General features: G+C 67.8%; 13 protein-coding genes. 7 read left to right on the forward strand and 6 right to left on the reverse strand.

What is annotated here, in order from left to right:
* Positions 1 to 4 precede the first annotated feature (4 nt).
* Complete coding sequence (gene ppa, locus ACFO0A_RS01390; protein ID WP_379537193.1) at positions 5 to 541, forward strand: inorganic diphosphatase; 537 nt, start codon at positions 5 to 7, stop codon at positions 539 to 541.
* Positions 542 to 558: 17 nt separating this feature from the next.
* Here ppa and ACFO0A_RS01395 read toward each other — a convergent pair whose 3' ends face one another.
* A complete protein-coding gene (locus tag ACFO0A_RS01395; RefSeq protein ID WP_379537194.1) occupies positions 559 to 1905 on the reverse strand; it encodes a TldD/PmbA family protein in 1347 nt (448 codons plus the stop codon).
* Between the two features lie 101 nt (positions 1906 to 2006).
* Positions 2007 to 2390: a hypothetical protein gene (locus ACFO0A_RS01400; protein WP_379537195.1), complete on the reverse strand. Its 384-nt coding sequence runs from the start codon at positions 2388 to 2390 to the stop codon at positions 2007 to 2009.
* 230 nt (positions 2391 to 2620) lie between these two features.
* Here ACFO0A_RS01400 and lptB point away from each other — a divergent pair, with 230 nt between their 5' ends.
* The 5 genes from lptB to ACFO0A_RS01425 all read left to right on the forward strand — a co-directional run bounded on the left by lptB (position 2621) and on the right by ACFO0A_RS01425 (position 8634).
* Positions 2621 to 3418 carry an LPS export ABC transporter ATP-binding protein gene (gene lptB / locus ACFO0A_RS01405; protein ID WP_379537196.1) on the forward strand — a complete coding sequence of 266 codons (798 nt, stop codon included), beginning with the start codon at positions 2621 to 2623 and terminating at the stop codon, positions 3416 to 3418.
* A 26-nt stretch (positions 3419 to 3444) separates the two neighbouring features.
* Complete coding sequence (gene rpoN, locus ACFO0A_RS01410; RefSeq protein ID WP_379537197.1) at positions 3445 to 4983, forward strand: RNA polymerase factor sigma-54; 1539 nt, start codon at positions 3445 to 3447, stop codon at positions 4981 to 4983.
* Between the two features lie 187 nt (positions 4984 to 5170).
* Positions 5171 to 5746, forward strand: coding sequence for a YMGG-like glycine zipper-containing protein (locus tag ACFO0A_RS01415; protein WP_379537198.1), 576 nt, complete (start codon positions 5171 to 5173; stop codon positions 5744 to 5746).
* Positions 5747 to 5771: 25 nt separating this feature from the next.
* On the forward strand, positions 5772 to 7139 hold the full coding sequence (locus tag ACFO0A_RS01420) for a L,D-transpeptidase scaffold domain-containing protein (protein ID WP_379537199.1): 1368 nt from the start codon (positions 5772 to 5774) through the stop codon (positions 7137 to 7139).
* Positions 7140 to 7251: 112 nt separating this feature from the next.
* On the forward strand, positions 7252 to 8634 hold the full coding sequence (locus ACFO0A_RS01425; protein ID WP_379537200.1) for a peptide MFS transporter: 1383 nt from the start codon (positions 7252 to 7254) through the stop codon (positions 8632 to 8634).
* A gap of 16 nt (positions 8635 to 8650) precedes the next feature.
* Here the strand turns inward: ACFO0A_RS01425 and ACFO0A_RS01430 are convergent, their stop codons facing one another.
* From ACFO0A_RS01430 to ACFO0A_RS01445, 4 genes are read right to left on the reverse strand one after another with little or no spacing between them, the layout of a single operon-like run.
* On the reverse strand, positions 8651 to 9499 hold the full coding sequence (locus tag ACFO0A_RS01430) for a phosphodiesterase (protein ID WP_379537201.1): 849 nt from the start codon (positions 9497 to 9499) through the stop codon (positions 8651 to 8653).
* Positions 9500 to 9506: 7 nt separating this feature from the next.
* Complete coding sequence (locus tag ACFO0A_RS01435) at positions 9507 to 11405, reverse strand: cytochrome c3 family protein (RefSeq protein ID WP_379537202.1); 1899 nt, start codon at positions 11403 to 11405, stop codon at positions 9507 to 9509.
* Between the two features lie 7 nt (positions 11406 to 11412).
* Entirely contained in the window at positions 11413 to 12375 is a 963-nt protein-coding gene (locus ACFO0A_RS01440) for a hypothetical protein (protein ID WP_379537203.1), read from the reverse strand.
* Entirely contained in the window at positions 12375 to 14903 is a 2529-nt protein-coding gene (locus ACFO0A_RS01445) for a cyclic nucleotide-binding domain-containing protein (RefSeq protein WP_379538133.1), read from the reverse strand. Before ACFO0A_RS01445 ends, ACFO0A_RS01440 begins: the two co-directional genes overlap by 1 nt.
* 265 nt (positions 14904 to 15168) lie before the next feature.
* On the opposite strand from ACFO0A_RS01445, the gene ACFO0A_RS01450 reads away from it, so the two are divergent.
* The gene (locus ACFO0A_RS01450; protein WP_379537204.1) at positions 15169 to 16182 is read left to right on the forward strand and encodes a tetratricopeptide repeat protein; all 1014 of its coding nucleotides are present in this window, start codon (positions 15169 to 15171) and stop codon (positions 16180 to 16182) included.
* Positions 16183 to 16305 lie beyond the last annotated feature (123 nt).

Genomic DNA, 16305 nt, shown 5'->3' on the forward strand with positions numbered 1-16305 from the left:
GGCCATGCGTATCGACCTGATCCCCGTGGGCGACAATCCGCCCGAAAGCCTTAACGTCGTCATCGAAGTGCCCGTTGGCGGCGAACCGGTGAAGTACGAATTCGACAAGGCCAGCGGGGCGCTGTTCGTCGATCGCATCCTGCACACGCCGATGCGCTACCCCGCCAATTACGGCTTCGTCCCGCATACCCTGTCGCCCGACGGCGATCCGCTCGACGCGCTGGTCGTATCGCGTTCGCCGTTCGTGCCGGGCTGCGTGGTCCGTGCGCGCCCGATCGGCGTGCTCAAGCTGGAAGACGAGCATGGCGGCGACGAGAAGCTGATCTGCGTCCCGGTGGACACGACCTTCCCGTACTATTCCGACATCGGCGAGCGGCAGGACCTGCCCTCGATCGTGCTTCAGCAGATCGAGCACTTCTTCAAGCACTACAAGGACCTGGAGTCCGAGAAGTGGGTGCGGATCGGCGACTGGGGCGATGCCGAGGAAGCCAAGCGAATCGTGATCGAGGCGATCGAGCGGGCCAAGGCCGCCGAGGACTGACCTTGGCCCGCCGGCGCTCAGTCGCCGGCGATCATCATCCCGTCGACCCGCAGCGTGGGAACGTCGATCCCGCGATAGATCTCGAGGTCGTTCGCCGCCGAGAGGCGGGCGAACATGTCGATCAGGTTGCCGGCGATGGTGAATTCGGCGACCGGTCCCGCCAGCTCGCCGTTCACGATGCGAAAGCCCCCGGCGCCGCGGCTGTAGTCGCCCGTCACTGGGTTCACGCCCTGCCCGATCAGCTCGGTCACATAGACCCCGTCGGCGATGTCGCTCATCAGCGCGGCGGGGGTGACGGTCCCGCCTTCCAGCGTGACGTTGCCCGCCATTACCCCCGGCGCGCCGCTGGCGCCGCGCGCGGCGTGCCCCGTCGGCTCGAGCCCAAGCTGGCGCGCCGCCGCCGAATCCATCAGCCAGCCGGTCACGCGCCCGTTCTCGACCAGCGCGCGCGGCGCGGTCGGCAGCCCTTCCCCGTCGAACGGGCGCGAACGCGGCCCGCGCAGGCGCAGCGGATCGTCGCGAATGACAAGCGCGGGATCGAACAGCTGCTCGTCCTCGCGGCCGAGCAGGAAGCTGGCGCGCCGGGCGATGGCAGAGCCGGAAATCGCGCCGAGCAGGTGGCCGATCAGGCTGCCGCCGACGCGGGGATCGAACACCACCGGGCGCTGGCCGCTGGTCATCCGCCCGGGCGCGAGCCGCTCGACCGCGCGCTTGCCGGCCAGCGCCCCGATCTCCTCGGGCGAAATGAGGTCGGCCGCATGGCGCGCGGAACGGAAGGCGTAATCGCGCTGCATCCCCGCGCCGGTCCCGGCCACGACGCTGGCGGACAGGCTGTGGCTCGTCGTCTCGTAGGCGCCGGCAAAGCCGTGGCTGGTGGCCAGCGCCACCCGCGCGCGCCCCGCACTGGCGCCGGCACCTTCGCTGTTGGTGACGCCGGGAACCGCGCGCGCCGCGGCCTCGGTCACCTCGGCGGCGGCCCTCAGGTCGGCGGGCGAAAGATCCTCGGCATCGGTCAGGTCGAGCGCGGGCGGCGCGCTTTTGAGCAGGCGTTCCTCGGGGGCGAGGCCGGCATAGCGATCCTCGGGCGCGGCCCGCGCCATGGCCACCGCGCGCTGCGCCAGTTCATCGAGCGCCTCGCTGCCGAGATCGGTCGAACCGATGCTGGCCGAGCCGCCGCCGACAAAGACCCGCAGCCCGATATGCTCGCTTTCAGAGCGTTCGACGTCCTCGAGATGCCCCAGCCGGATCGCCACGCTTTCCGACGAATCCCCGATATAGACCGCGTCCGCCGCGGCGGCCCCGGCTGCGAGGGCTCGGGCGATCAGGGTCTGGCAGCGATCCTGGGCGTCAGTGGTGTCGAGCATCGCGCGGGCGGCCTTCCGAACCCCGCGGGATGCGGGAAAGGAGGCGATCTACCCGTGCGGCGGGAGCCGGTCAAACCGGCGGGCGACCCTGGCGGACGGGTTCAGAGCGCGCCGGTGGCCATCTTGAACAGGCCGGTCAGGGCAAAGGGCAGGCCGATCGCGATCAGCCACAGGAACAGCTGGTCGCGCCGGTAAAGCGGCCGCAACTGCGGATCGGCGGCGGCTTCGTCGTCCAGCGCTTCCCAGCGCTTCTCGAACCAGCGGCAGGCGGGAATGATCGCGGCGACCAGGACGATCAGCGCCAGGTAAGGCAGCGCCGTGCCGTGCGCGCCGCCTTTGAGCGCATGCATCGTCACGAAGATCTGGAGTGCGGTGTAAACCAGCAGGGCATAGGCGACATTGTCGCTCATCGCCTTGCGCCAGTCGCGCGGACGCGCGCGATGGATGTCGTGATGCGTGTGATCGGTTGGCCAGGCTTTTGCCATGTGCCGCTCCTCTTGCCAGTCCCGGGGCAGAGTAAACGCCAACCTTTGGGCGATGGCAAGCCCGTTCACCTTCGCGAAAGGTGCGCCCTCTTCCAACCGCACGGTCATGCCATGCACAAATCCTGCCAGATGACATCGCGGGGCTTTCGCGGGCGCGCCCGCGTGCTATGGCGCGAGGGCCGCGGCGGGCACGCCGTGCGAGGAGCGAGCGAGCGACGAACCGGACCGGTATGAACCTGCAGGATTCCACCATCGACAGCGGCGTCGCCGCCGGCCAGCGGCCCAACGCCGCGCCGGCGATCCCGCAGGGCGGGCTCGAAGTCGTCTCGATCGCCAAGAGCTACGACAAGCGCTCGGTGCTGAGCGATATCTCGCTGTCGGTCGGCAAGGGCGAGGTGCTCGGCCTGCTCGGCCCCAACGGCGCGGGCAAGACCACGTGCTTCTATTCCATCATGGGGCTGGTCCGGCCCGATTCCGGCCGCATCCTGCTCGACGGCGTCGATATCACCGCGCTGCCGATGTATCGCCGGGCCATTCTCGGGCTCGGCTATCTTCCGCAGGAGACCTCGATCTTCCGCGGCATGACGGTCGAACAGAACATCTCGAGCGTGCTCGAGCTGATCGAACCCGACAAGGCGACCCGCGCTTCGGAGCTGGAGCGCCTGCTCGACGAGTTCGGCCTCACCCGCCTGCGGTCGAGCCCGGCGATGGCGCTTTCGGGCGGTGAACGGCGGCGCTGCGAAATCGCGCGCGCGCTTGCCGCCAAGCCCTCGATCATGCTGCTCGACGAACCCTTCGCGGGTATCGATCCGCTCTCGATCAGCGACATCCGCGAACTGGTGAAGGACCTTTCGGCCCGCGGGATCGGCGTGCTGATAACCGATCATAACGTGCGCGAGACGCTCGACATCGTCGATCGCGCCTGCATCATCTACGGCGGACAAGTGCTGTTCGCGGGCAGCCCCGAAGCCCTCGTCGCCGACGAGAACGTGCGCCGCCTCTACCTTGGCGAAGGGTTCACGCTGTGAGCGGACCCCCTTTTCCCGGCTAAGCCATGGCGCTGGGTCCCCGCCTTGACCTGAGGCAATCGCAGTCGCTGGTGATGACCCCGCAGCTGCAGCAGGCGATCAAGCTGCTCGCGCTGTCGAACCTCGAGATCGAAGCCTTCATCGGCGAGGCGATCGAAGCCAATCCCCTGCTCGAGGTGGGCGATCCCGCCGCCGGATCGTCGGCCGATGCGCTTGCCGATGCGCCCGACGCACCGGAAGAATTCCGCCGCACTCACCTCGAAAGCTCGCCCGTCGACCAGCTCATCGGCGAAGGCCGGGCCGACGACGACCGCCCGCTCGACATCGACCGCGCCGCGCTCGACGCGGATCGCGATACCGGCGACGGCGCCGGCGCGTGGGAACTGGGCGCAGCCGCGGCTTCCGGCGGTGCGGGCCCGGGCGGCGAGGCGCCGGAGATCGACGAGCGGGGCGCCGAAGCGGACAGCCTGGCCGAGCACCTCCACGCCCAGGTCGGCGCGCTTTCGCGCGATCCCGCCCTCCTGTTCCTGGCCCGCTGGCTGATCGACCAGCTCGACGAGGCGGGATACCTCGCCATGCCGCTACGCGAGATTGCGGGCGAACTTGGCGTGCCGCTGGCGCAAGCGGAAGAGGCGCTGGCGCTGGTGCAGAAACTCGATCCCACCGGCGTCGGCGCGCGCAGCCTGTCCGAATGCCTCGCGCTTCAGGCGATCGAGGCCGACCGCTACGATCCCTGCATGGCCCGGCTGATCGACAACCTCGACCTCGTCGCCAAGGGAGCCTTCGCCCAGCTCAAGCGGATGTGCCGGGTGGACGACGAGGATTTCGCCGAGATGCTGGTCGAGCTGCGCGGCTACGATCCCAAGCCGGGCCTGCGCTTCGGCGGTTCGGCGGCGCAGGGGGTCGTGCCCGACATCCTCATCAGGCAGGGCGCTGCCAAGCGCGGCGAGGCCGCAGGCTGGGACATCGCGCTGAACCAGGCCACTTTGCCGCGGCTGGTCGTGAACCGGAGCTATTACCTGGAACTCAAGTCCGGCTGCGACGACAAGGCCGCGCGGGCCTGGCTGGGCGAAAAGCTGACCGACGCCAACTGGCTGATCAAGGCGCTGGACCAGCGCCAGCGGACGATCCTCAAGGTCGCGGCCGAGATCGTGAAACAGCAAGACGGCTTCTTCCGCCGAGGCGTCTCCGAGCTGCGCCCGCTGACCCTGCGCACCGTCGCCGAAGCGATCGGAATGCACGAATCGACGGTCAGCCGGGTCACTTCGAACAAGTACCTTCATTGCGACCGCGGGACCTTCGAGCTGAAGTACTTCTTCACCAGCGGGGTCGCCAGTTCGGACGGCGAAGGCACCGCGTCCGCCGAGGCGGTGAAGGCTGCCATCCGGGCGCTGATCGATGCCGAGGATGCCAGCGCGGTCCTGTCCGACGATACCCTGGTCGATCTGCTGCGCGCGCGCGGCTTTGACCTCGCCCGCCGCACGGTATCGAAATACCGCGAGGCGATCGGCCTCGGCAGCTCGGTCCAGCGGCGCCGCGCCAAGGCTCTCGCGGCCGTCCGCTAGGACTGGCCGCATAACAAAAAATCCGCAGAAATCCGGGGCTTACAGGCACGACCGGAGACCGAGGGGAACGGATTCGGAAGAGTCTCGTTAAGGCTGTCGCGATGGCTACGGCCCGGGTCCGCTCTAAAAGCATTTCCGGATCACTGCTGGCCTTCTGCTTTTTGAGAAGATTCAGCGGAGAATAAAAATGAAGAATTCTGTCATCCTGCTCATCGGCGCCGCCTCTCTTTCCCTCAGCGCCTGCACTTCCATGAATCACGACGATACCCTGGCCAGCGCCGGGACCGGCGCCGCTGTCGGCGCTGCTGCCGGCGCCGGCCTGGGTGCTGTCGTCGGTGGCCTAAGCCCGATCGAGGGCGCGGTGATCGGTGCTGCCGTCGGCGGTATCGCCGGCGCCGTCTGGGCCGACCGCGACAATGACGGCCGCGCCGACGGCTACATCCGTGACGGTCAGTACTACCAGGGTCAGCCGACCTATGCCTCGGCCCCGGCTCGTTGCCCGTCGACCCTCGGAACGGCTGCCAAGGGCGCCGGCATCGGCGCAGTCGCCGGCGCCGTGGGCGGTGCCGTGATCGGCGGCCTCAATCCGTTCGAAGGCGCACTGATCGGTGCCGCCGTCGGTGGCATCGGCGGAGCGATCTGGGCCGACCACAACAACGACGGCTGTGTCGACGGCTACATGCGCGACGGCCAGTACTACGAAGGCGCGCCCGTCGTGCAGCCGGTCTCGCAGACCCCGGCCCGCACCGGCGAACGCGGCTGATCCGGCAAAGCCGGAGAATACGAACATGGTCCAAGGGAACACTGCCGGTCGCAAGGGGCGGCCGGCAGCCCTGAAAACCCTGTTCGCGATTGCGGCGGCAGGTTTCATCCTGTCGCCGCAAATCGCGCATGCCGAACTGGTGCCGCAACGGCTGTCGAACGAGCTGCGCACAAACGATCCCCGCGACGCGGAATTGCGGTCCTTCTACGCCGCGCGTGGTTTCCGCCCGCTATGGGTGGACGGTGACCGGCTCGACCCCGCCGCCGACGCCCTGCTCGAACTGGTGCAGACCGCCGACCGCGACGGGCTGAGTCGCCGGGCATTGCGCGTCGACGATCTGGCATCGCGCCTCCGCCGCGCCGAAAGCGGCGATCCCGAAAGCCTTGCCCGCGCCGAACTGGCGCTGTCGCGCACGCTCGCAACCTTGGTCCGCGGAACCCGCACCCAGCGGGTGAGCGAAATGACCTATCAGAACAGCCTGCTCGCGCCGGTCGTGCCGACCATCGGCGCCGCGCTGAGCACCGCCGCCCGGGCCCCGTCGCTGAACGACTATGTCCACGACATGGGCTGGATGCATCCACTTTACGCGCAGCTTCGCGCAAGTTTCGACCCGGCGGTGGCCGATCCCAGCGAAGCCGAGCTTATCCGCCTCAACCTCGACCGCACGCGTGCGCTGCCGGTCAATCCCGCCCCCCGCTATGTCCTGATCGACGCCGCCGGCGCGCGCCTCTTCATGTACGAGAACGGCAAGGTCGTCGATTCGATGAAGGTCGTGGTCGGCAAGGTCACCGAACAGACCCCGATGCTGGCCGGCACGATCACCAATGCCATCCTCAACCCCTACTGGAACGTGCCGCCCGACCTCATCCGGGGTCGGATCGCGGGCAACGTCCTGGCGCACGGCGTCTCCTATCTCAGGACCGGCGGTTACCAGGTGCTCGACGGGTTTACCGACGAGGCCAAGGTGGTCGATCCGACCACGATCGACTGGCATGCCGTCGCCGACGGCACCCAGGAGATCCGCGTCCGTCAGCTTCCCGGCAAGGCCAATTTCATGGGGAAGATGAAGTTCATGTTCCCCAATGCGCTGGGGATCTACCTGCACGACACGCCGGACAAGCAGCTCCTGCTCGAAAGCGCGCGCAACTTCAGCTCGGGCTGCGTCCGGCTGGAAGACGCGCCGCGGCTCGGGCGCTGGCTCTACGGCAAGCCTCTTGTCGCGAAGCCCAAGGCGGTCGAGCAGAGCATCGAACTGGAGACGCCGGTCCCGGTCTACATTACCTACCTCACCGCCGCGCCCGAGAACGGCCGGATCGTGTTCCGCGACGATGTCTATTCGCGCGACGACGCGCGGCTGGCCTCGCTCAACGATTCGGTGCGGCCGGCGCGGTGATCCGCCCGCAGCCGGCGCGTCTTTCAGCAGTGCGCGCGGTTGCGTTTGTCTGCGATTGCCATAACGTCGGCGCCAAGGACACCCGACCGGGGTCCGGGTCGGAGATCGCCTGATGAACACCCCGGCCCACATCCGCGAGGATCGCGGTTTCTTCGGACATCCCCGCGCGCTTGGCTACCTTGCCGGGACCGAGTTCTGGGAACGCTTCTCGTTCTACGGGATGCAGGCGCTGCTCATGCTGTACATGACCAAGTACCTGCTGACGCCCGAGGTATCGCCCAAGGTGCTGGGCCTCACCGCGTTCCGTTCGGCGGTCGAGGCGGTGGTCGGGCCGCTGACCGATCTTGCCTTCGCGGCGCAGACCTTCGGCCTCTATTCCGGCTTCATCTACGCGACCCCGCTGATCGGGGCGTGGCTGGGCGACCGTGTGCTGGGGCGCACGCGGACGATCACGATCGGCACCTTCCTGATGTCGGCGGGGCACCTGACGATGGCGTTCGAGCAGTCGTTCCTGATCGCGCTGCTGCTGCTGGTCCTTGGCGCGGGATGCCTGATCGGCAACCTCTCGGCCCAGGTCGGCCTGCTATACGCCCCGCAGGACACCCGCCGCACGCGCGCCTTCGGCATCTACCTCATCGCCCTCAACATCGGGGCGCTGGTCGCTCCGCTCATCGTCGGATCGCTGGGCGAGGACGTGGGCTGGCACTGGGGCTTCGGCGCCGCGGGGATCGGGATGGTCCTGGGCCTGTTCACCTACCTTGCCGGACGCCCGCACCTTCCGCCCGATCATTTCGCCGAACGCACCGCCCATGTCCCGCTCGACCGCAACGAGTGGACCGTCATCGGCGCGATTCTGGTGACCTTCCTGCCGCGCCTCCTGGGCACCGCGGCCTACCAGCAGGCCTATGGGCTGATGATGGTCTGGGCCGACAAGGCGGTGAACCGCAATATTGGCAGCTTCGAGATGCCGGTGACCTGGATCGGCACTTTCGACGGCCTCTTCACGATCCTGGGCGTATTCGTGGCCAACGCGCTGTGGCGGATGTGGGCGGCCCGCGGGCGCGAACCGAACGACCTTCTCAAGATCGCGATCGGCGAGGCGATGGCTGCGGTCGCGCTCATCTACATCGGGCTTGCCGCCACCCTGGCGCAAGTGCCGCTGCTGGCGTGGATCCTGTTCTACCTCATTCTCGGGCTCTGTTACGGCTGGCTCGACCCGCCGCAGCGCTCGATCACCACCCGCTACGCGCCCGTCCGCATGGTCGGCACGATGGTCGCGCTGCTCAGCATGGCGGGCTCGCTCGGGTACTTTCTTCTCGGCTGGCTCGGCCGTTTCTACGAGCCGCTCGGCGCGCCGCTCTACTTCATGTTGCTGGCGGCGCTGCCGGCTACGGCCTCGGCGATCCTGGCGCTGTTCAACCGGCCGCTGCTGCGCCTGCTGGGCCGCGCCGAGCGCGAACACGAAGCCGAACTGGCCGCACCTTACGAGGCCTGAGCCGCCGACACCCCCGCTAGACCGGGCGCTCGTCCATCATGTTGCGGACCATCTCCTGCAGCCGGGCATCGAACCGGGCCAGCACGGGATGATCCTCGGCGGTGTCGTAGTGGGTGATGAGTTCGCGCCCGTTCCACCAATGCAGGGCATAGGCAGGCGGGTTGGCGACGATCAGCGGGCGCAGGTCGGGAACGTCGGGATCGATCTTCCTCAGTTCCAATGCAACCTGGGGTGCGGTCGACGGGCAGGTCGCGACGGTAAGGTCGGCCCAGCGCGTCGTCACCGCGCGGTGGATGTGCCCGCACACCAGCCCGACCACGTTGGTCCGCCCCGCAAGGCAGTCCGCCAGCCGGTGCACCCACGGTTCGGTCGGGTCGGTGTTCATCCAGCCGATCCCGACCTCGATCGGCGGGTGATGCTGGACGATCAGCGTCTGCGTCTCGCCATCCTCGTCAAGCCGTTCGCACAACCACTTCGCGCGCCGCTCGCAGAACGCGCCGCCGTGCCGCCCTTCCTCCAGCGTATCGAGGACAAGGAGCCGCAGCGGGCCTGCGCGCAATTCGTACTGGCAGAAGCCGTCGGCCAGCGGCGTCTCGGGAAAGACCTCGGCGAAGTTTTCGCGCACGTCGTGGTTGCCGAGCGCGAGGCTTACCGGAAAGGGCAGCCCGTCGAACGCCTGGCGCAGGCGGGCATAGCTTTCGACATCGCCCCGGTCGACGAGATCGCCGGTGGCGAGAAGCAGGTCGGGCCGCGGATCGAGGGCGAGCAGCGCGTCGAGCGCGCGGTCAAGCCGCTGCCGGTTGAACTCGCCCGGAGAGTCGGGCTCGAACCCGAGATGGATGTCAGTGATCTGGGCGATGAGCATCGCTTGCCTACCGCAGCGATACCCTGGTCGCGCTCCTGTCAGAAACCGTGCGGGGACCATCGGCCGCCGCGCGCCGGGATGCCGGCTGTCGCGACATCCATGGTGCGCCGTCATCGGCGTGATAGTCGTGGCACATTGCGCAACCCGATTTGACCGGCTGTTGAACCGAGGCGAGGTGAGCCCCGCCTTCGCCGACGTGGCAGGTGCGGCAGCCGCCCTTCCCGTCGATCCCCGGGACCAGCAATTCGGTCGAATCGTTGCTGGTCTCGGCCTTCACGTGACAATCCGCGCACTCGAACTTGGTGTGCTTGTCGTGGGTGAACCAGCCCTTCTTGTAGTAGCGCAGGGTCTGCGCGACGTTCTTGATCGCAAAGCCGCCGGTCGAGGCCGGCCCGGCGGTCACGGTATGGCAATCGTAGCAGGCGCCGCCCTTTGAAAAGACCTGCGCGATCGCCTGGTCAGCGCGGACGGGATAGAACCGGACCGCGCGGGCATAGTCGGCGGCGGTGCCCGCCTGCGCCGCATCACCCGGGCGGCGGCGCGCCATGCCGTTGAGGTTGATCGGCCGCACCGGCGCACCCGAGCGGAAGAACGCGCGCAGGTCCGCCACGACCATCGCCGGCTCGCCGTGGCGCAGCGTGCGGAAGGTGCCGCCGATCTGGTCGAACGTCAGGCTGTGGCAGGTCTGGCAGGATTCCTCCATCACCACGGGCTTGAACCAGGTCCCGGTCGGGTCCTTCTGGTGGCAGTTCTGGCATTCGAGGCCGGACTGCCCGGGAAATTCCTGCGGGCGCCGATGAACCATCTGGGCAATGCCGTTGGTGGTCGAAAGATGCTGCGCGTGGGTGAACTTGATCCCGCTGAATTCGCGGGTGTTGGCGGTCAGCAAGGTGCGCTGGACCAGCGGCTTGGCCCCGGCCGAATCGACGATCACCGCGGGCATGAACTGCGGGTGGGCCGTGCCGAAATCGGCGGCGTCGGGAATCTTGGTATCGGGCAAGCGCGATTTCAGTCCGTCGTGGCAGTCGGTGCAGAACCGCTGCTGAGTCGGCGGCATAGCACCCGCCCCTTCGTGCTCGGTGTGACATTCGACACATCGCCCGGCGGGCTTGTTGAAGGTGGTGGCGACCGCGCGCTGGAAGCCGGCGAAGCCGCGCGGCTCGCCCCGCGCCATGGTCAACCGTTCCACCGCGGGCATCCCCGGACGATCGGCGATGTGCTGGTGCGCGTCTTCCTGGTGGCAGGTGAGGCACGCGTTGTCGCGCACCGCCACGAATTTCTCGACGTGGCAGGCCTGGCAGTCGTTCTCCAGCCCCTGGTGCGCCAGGCTGAGCTTGCCCGATTCCCACATCTTGTCGGGGTGGAAGCCGGCCGGGCGCATCTGGTTCTTGTGCAGCGCGAGCGGCTCGTAAGTCGCATAGCTGTAGATCGGCCAGGCGAGGAACGCGGCCAGCACGACCAGCGCGATGGCCCAGGCCGACATCCGCTTGCCGGGCACGAGGCCGGCAAGGGTGTAGAGCCCGCCCGTCTCGCGTTCCTTGGCCGAGTTGGCGACTGTGGACAGGCGGCGGACGGTGAATGTCGGAAAGCGCGAACGCGGGTCCTGGCTGAGGACGATGCGGTGCCCGCCGAACGCCAGTTCGGGGCCGCGGGTCACGTCGAGCTCGCTGCGCATGACCTTCTTGCCGTCAACTTCGAACGGGTGGTCGGTCAGCGATTCGACCATCAGGTGCGTTTCGTCGAGCTGGGTGACGACCGCACTCTTCAGCTCGACCGCGAGGTCGGGAAGCTGCACGCCGCAGGTCGGATCGCGCCCGATCGTCATCTCGTCGCCGTCGACCCGGCGGGCGCGGACGATCTCGTCGCCGTTGGCCTTCAGCGCGATCTGGCGAACAAGAAAGCTCATGCCGCGATCACCAGTAGAAGAACACGCTGACCACGTGCGCGGTAAGCGCGGCGATCAGGGCGAAAGTTGCGGGAACGTGGATGTAGAGCCAGGCCTGGAGCCAGCTCTTGAGCTGAAGGTGCCTGCGCAGGCGGTCGAGCATCGCTTCCTTGCGGGCGAGAAGCTGGTCCACCTTGTCGAGCGGATCGTCGGCCACGCGCGGGCGGAAGTTGCGCAGCTTGCGCAGGTCCGCGATAGCGCGGCGCGTGGCGCAGCGGGGATAACGGTTGGCGATCCGGCTCCACACGCTGCCGGCAAAGGCATCGTCGGCAAGGCTGGTGTCGACGATGTGCGCCGCTTCGGGATCGAGCGGCTGCGCCGCGTCGTGGATCTGGCGGTCGAGCTGGCGAAGCTGCTCGATCATCTGCTTTTCGGTGATCGCACCTTCGGCATCGAAGCGGTTGGCCGACAGCGCCTTGGGCAAGGTGGCGTAAACCCAGATGCCGAACATGCCCGACACGATCACCAGCATCATCAGCGACCACGCCAGGGTGTGGACGTTCCAGCCAAGCTGGAAGCCGGTGTGCAGCGTGCCGATCACGATCAGGCTCAGGCCGAGATAGACGTGGGCGCTGGTCCACGCCTTCAGGCTCCACCGCCCGGGCGTGATCGCGCGCTTGCGAACGCCGAGAAGGGTCAGCCACAAGATCAGGAGGACGCCGATCGTGCCGAGGGTGTAGCCGTACCAGCTGCCGCCGTTGTGGCGCGGCTGGATGTCGATCATGAAATAGCTGGCGAAGCAGATCACCGCGATCACGAGCGCGATCTTGAGCCAGCGGAAGTTGTGGTAGCTCAGGAAACCGTCGTGGCTGCTCACCCGCTGGCGGCGCACGCTGCGCGACCGCTTGGGATCGCGCGTCGTCGTCGAATCGTGCGTGGTCGCGGCGGTCTCGAACTCGCCCTGTCCGGGCGTGGGAGCGATCGTGGCCATCAGGCGCTTTCCTGTTCCAGCCGCGCGACGGTGAGGAATTCATCGGGCGCAACCCGGATCGCGGCCCCGGTGGGGCATGCGCGCACGCAGCTCGGCCCGCCGTCGATCCCCGCGCACATGTCGCACTTGATCGCCTTCTTGCGGTCGAGCGCTTCGTCGATCGAGGGGTCGCCGGTGTATTTGGTGTGCTTCTTCGACCACTTGTAGCTCGGCTCGCCCGGCCCCGGCCCGGCCCCGAAGAACAGCCAGCTCAACAGCGCGGGTTTCTTGGGCGGCACCTTGTCCATCCGGATCACTCCGTAGGGGCAGTTGCGCTGGCAGTTGCCGCAGCCGATGCAGGTGTCGTTGATAAAGACCTCGCCATCCGGTCCGCGGTGGATCGCGTTAGGCGGGCAATCGGCCATGCAGTGCGGATGCTCGCAGTGGCGGCAGCTTGTCGGCACGTGGAGGTTGGCGAAAGTCTTGCCCGCCTCGCGGTCGAGCCGCGAGAGGCCGTCGTGGCTGTCGGCGCAGGCCTTTTCGCAGTTGTCGCAGCCGACGCACAGCGTCTCGTCGATCAGCAGCACGTCGGTCGCCTCGCCCAGCCCCTGCGCGACGAGGAACTTGGCCTGTTCGGAATAGAGGTCGACGACGCTCGACAGGCTGTCCTTCTTGCTCTCGATCAGCGCGTTGGTCTGGCGGCGGACATCCATGTCGCGGCGCGCGCGTTCCAACAGCGCGGGCTTGGTCTCGAGCACCTTCTCGAACTTCTCGCCGTCGATCCGGATGACCTCGGACTTGATCGCCGCGCGAACCGAGGCGGTGCGCTGCCCGCCCGCGATCAGCGCCATCTCGCCGACGTAGGAGCCGGCCGGGAGGTACGACAGGAACACCGGCTTGCCGCCGACCTGCTTCTCGACGATCATCGAGCCGACGCGGATGACGAAGATTTCCTTGCCCTCGTCACCTTCCTTGATGATCGTGTCGCCCGCCTTGATCTGCATGATCTTGGCGTCGTCGACGACCTCGCGGATGTCGTCTGGGGTCAGCCCGGCGCCGAACATCTGGAGGAGCTGGCGCTCGGTCGAGATGCGTTCGATCGCCTTGCGCGCCGTGGGCACCTGGCTTTGCAGCTTGAGCGCGGCGGTGCGGCTGATCTCGACGCAGACCGAATCCTCTGCCGCCACAATCGTCGCGCCGCGCCGGCGGCCCGAGATCAGCCCCACCTCGCCGAAGATCGATCCGGCCCCGATCGGCACGACCTTGGACGAATCGTTCGGATCGATGCGGACGTGAACCAGCCCGCTGGCGATCCCGAACAGCGACGAACCCGGGTCGTTCTTCTCGAAGATGACTTCGCCCTTGCGATAGAAGCGGGCATCGGAATCGAGCATGAACTCGCGCATCTGCAGCGTGGTCATGCCTTCTAGGATCGAGATGTTGCTGCGCAGGTACTCGAGCCATTCGTCGACCGAGCGGCGCCCCGGCAGGTCGCGGAACTTGGCTTCGAGCAGCGGTTCGTCCGCCGGCTTGAGGCCGATGTTGCCGTTGATGAACTCGACCACGTCGTAGCCCTGGTTCATGCAGTGCTTGATCAGCGGATAGCCCGCGAGCGCCCCGATCACGAAGATGCCCGGCGCGCTCGATTCGAACACCGGCGACAGCGTGGGGAAGGCCAGCCGGTCCGAACTGGCGAACTCGATCCCGCATCCCTCGACGAAGGCGCGCGGCGGGGCCGACCCGATCCGGGCGATGATCCGGTCGCAGCGGATGCGTTCCTCGCCGTCGCGGGTGGTCAGCGTGATCCAGCCCGGCTCGATCGCCTTGGTCTCGGTCTCGTAGCGGATCGTGAGGCGACCGGCGGCATCGTCGTCGACCAGGGCCTTCGCGTTTGGCTCCTTGGCGGTGGCGAAGCTTTCGCGCACGTTGGTCGATTTCGGGCTGCGGTTGAGGACGGTGACGACATTGCCCTGCACCTCGTCCTCGGCCAGGCCGCGGGCATTCTCGATCCCGGCGTCGCCCGTGCCGACGACGACGATATGCTCGTCGACGACGACGTAAGGATCGTCGAGCTGGTAGGTCACGTGCGGCAGGTCCGCGCCGGGGCAGCGCATCAGGTTGGGGTTGCCCTGCGTGCCGATCGCCAGGATCACCGTTTCGGCCATCACCTTCTCGCCGTTGGTGAGGGTAAGCTCGTACGGCGGGGCGTGGCGCTGGATTTCGGTGGTGGTCGTCGTTCCGTCGCGCGCGCGGGAGACGATCTTCTGGACCGACCCCTCGATCGCCGGGCCGGTGCCGCGGATCGCCTTGACCTCGGCGTTGTACTTCACGTTGACCTTGAGCTCGGACGTGCGCGAATTCCAGCGCTCGAGAATATCCTCGCGCTTGCCCGCGTCGAATTCCTGGTCGGACCGCAGGACGAGCTGCGACGGCGTGGCCATCACGTGCTTGCCCTTCTGGTACTTGTAGATGGTGTCCGAAAGGTGGTCGGTCTTTTCGAGGAGGACGTGGTTCAGGCCAAGTTGCGCGGCATGGCTGGCGGCGCTCATCCCCGCCGGGCCAGATCCAATGATCGCCACCTTGTAGATATCGCTCACCGGCGTGCCATCCCCCTCGCACCCCGGCGACGCTTGTGCGCCCTTGCCACGATGCCCAGCCCTGGTGCGAACCCCGAGACAGGACTTTACCCATTGCGCGAATGATTTCCAGCAGCAAAATTCTCGCGCACGCCGCGCTTTGGGCCGGTGCTTGCCAGTCCGCTCCGGTTTGGCGATATCGCAAGGGAAACCAGTCCCTCACCGGCGGAGCCCGAGAATGACCGAGACAGCGACCACAACCGTCCCCTCGGCGCCCGCCGTAGCCGAGGCGGCGCCCGCCGCGCCGACGCGGGTGGGGCGCATCGCGCTGGCCGCCGCGGCGCTGATCGCAATTGCCGCTGTCGGGATCGCGGCATGGCGCGGCCAGCAGGACACCGCCGCCCCGCCCGCCGCGACCGCGCTCGAAAACGGCCAGCAGCCGTCGGTCGAAACGGTGATCGCCCGCCTCGAGGCGCGGATAAAGCAGAACCCCGACGATGCCGAAGGCTGGCGCATGCTCGGCTGGTCCTATTTCCAGACCCAGCGATTCGCCGAGGCGGCGACCGCGATGAAGCGCGCCACCGCGCTCGATCCCAGGAATCCCGAATATTTCTCGATGCTGGGCGAATCGCTGGTGATGGCGGGCAAGGACGGCGAAGGCATCCCGCCCGACGCCCGCGCCGCCTTCGCCCGCGCGCTGGCGCTCGACCCCAAGGACGCGCGCGCCCGCTATTTCCAGGCGGTCCAGATGGATCTCGACGGCAAGCACGCGGCGGCGATCGACGCCTGGTTCGCGCTGCTCGCCGACAGCCCGGCCGATGCCCCGTGGACCGAGGATGTGCGCCAGGTGATCCGCAGCGTGGGCAAGGAAAACGGGATCGAGGTCGACAAGCGCCTCGCCGCGACGTCCCCCGCGCCGCCCGCCAACGGCTTTGCCACCGAAGGCCCGGCCCGCGCGGCGGCGGGCATCCCCGGCCCGACGCGCGAGCAGATGCAGGCCGCCAGCCAGCTTCCCCAGGGTCAGCAGGATGCCATGGTCACCGGCATGGTCGATGGCCTCGAAGCCAAGCTCAAGGCCAATCCGGCCAATGCCTCGGGCTGGATCATGCTGATGCGCAGCCGCATGCAGCTCGGCCAGCCGGCCAAGGCCCAGGCCGCCTTGAACGAAGCGCTGGCCGCCTTCCGCAACGACGGCGCGACCAGCCGCCAGCTTCGCGAAGCAGCGGCGACGCTCGGCGTTCCCGCCGGCTGAGTCCCGTGAAGCGAGGGGTCGGGAATCCCTCAACAGCGCCATGCAAGGTTTTGAGTCTGCCTCGTTTACAGGAAATTAACCTTTCCTGTTCAGAAGTCCTGTGGTTAATGACGGCTCGTCGCC

The sequence above is a fragment of the Novosphingobium tardum genome (genome assembly GCF_042652045.1).
Classification (GTDB): Bacteria; Pseudomonadota; Alphaproteobacteria; order Sphingomonadales; family Sphingomonadaceae; genus Novosphingobium; species Novosphingobium tardum.

Coding starts and splice junctions, on each gene's coding strand:
- ppa (WP_379537193.1), top strand. CDS start 5: ATGCGTATCGACCTGATCCCCGTGGGCGACAATCCGCCCGAAAGCCTT.
- ACFO0A_RS01395 (WP_379537194.1), bottom strand. CDS start 1,905: ATGCTCGACACCACTGACGCCCAGGATCGCTGCCAGACCCTGATCGCC.
- ACFO0A_RS01400 (WP_379537195.1), bottom strand. CDS start 2,390: ATGGCAAAAGCCTGGCCAACCGATCACACGCATCACGACATCCATCGC.
- lptB (WP_379537196.1), top strand. CDS start 2,621: ATGAACCTGCAGGATTCCACCATCGACAGCGGCGTCGCCGCCGGCCAG.
- rpoN (WP_379537197.1), top strand. CDS start 3,445: ATGGCGCTGGGTCCCCGCCTTGACCTGAGGCAATCGCAGTCGCTGGTG.
- ACFO0A_RS01415 (WP_379537198.1), top strand. CDS start 5,171: ATGAAGAATTCTGTCATCCTGCTCATCGGCGCCGCCTCTCTTTCCCTC.
- ACFO0A_RS01420 (WP_379537199.1), top strand. CDS start 5,772: ATGGTCCAAGGGAACACTGCCGGTCGCAAGGGGCGGCCGGCAGCCCTG.
- ACFO0A_RS01425 (WP_379537200.1), top strand. CDS start 7,252: ATGAACACCCCGGCCCACATCCGCGAGGATCGCGGTTTCTTCGGACAT.
- ACFO0A_RS01430 (WP_379537201.1), bottom strand. CDS start 9,499: ATGCTCATCGCCCAGATCACTGACATCCATCTCGGGTTCGAGCCCGAC.
- ACFO0A_RS01435 (WP_379537202.1), bottom strand. CDS start 11,405: ATGAGCTTTCTTGTTCGCCAGATCGCGCTGAAGGCCAACGGCGACGAG.
- ACFO0A_RS01440 (WP_379537203.1), bottom strand. CDS start 12,375: ATGGCCACGATCGCTCCCACGCCCGGACAGGGCGAGTTCGAGACCGCC.
- ACFO0A_RS01445 (WP_379538133.1), bottom strand. CDS start 14,903: ATGAGCGCCGCCAGCCATGCCGCGCAACTTGGCCTGAACCACGTCCTC.
- ACFO0A_RS01450 (WP_379537204.1), top strand. CDS start 15,169: ATGACCGAGACAGCGACCACAACCGTCCCCTCGGCGCCCGCCGTAGCC.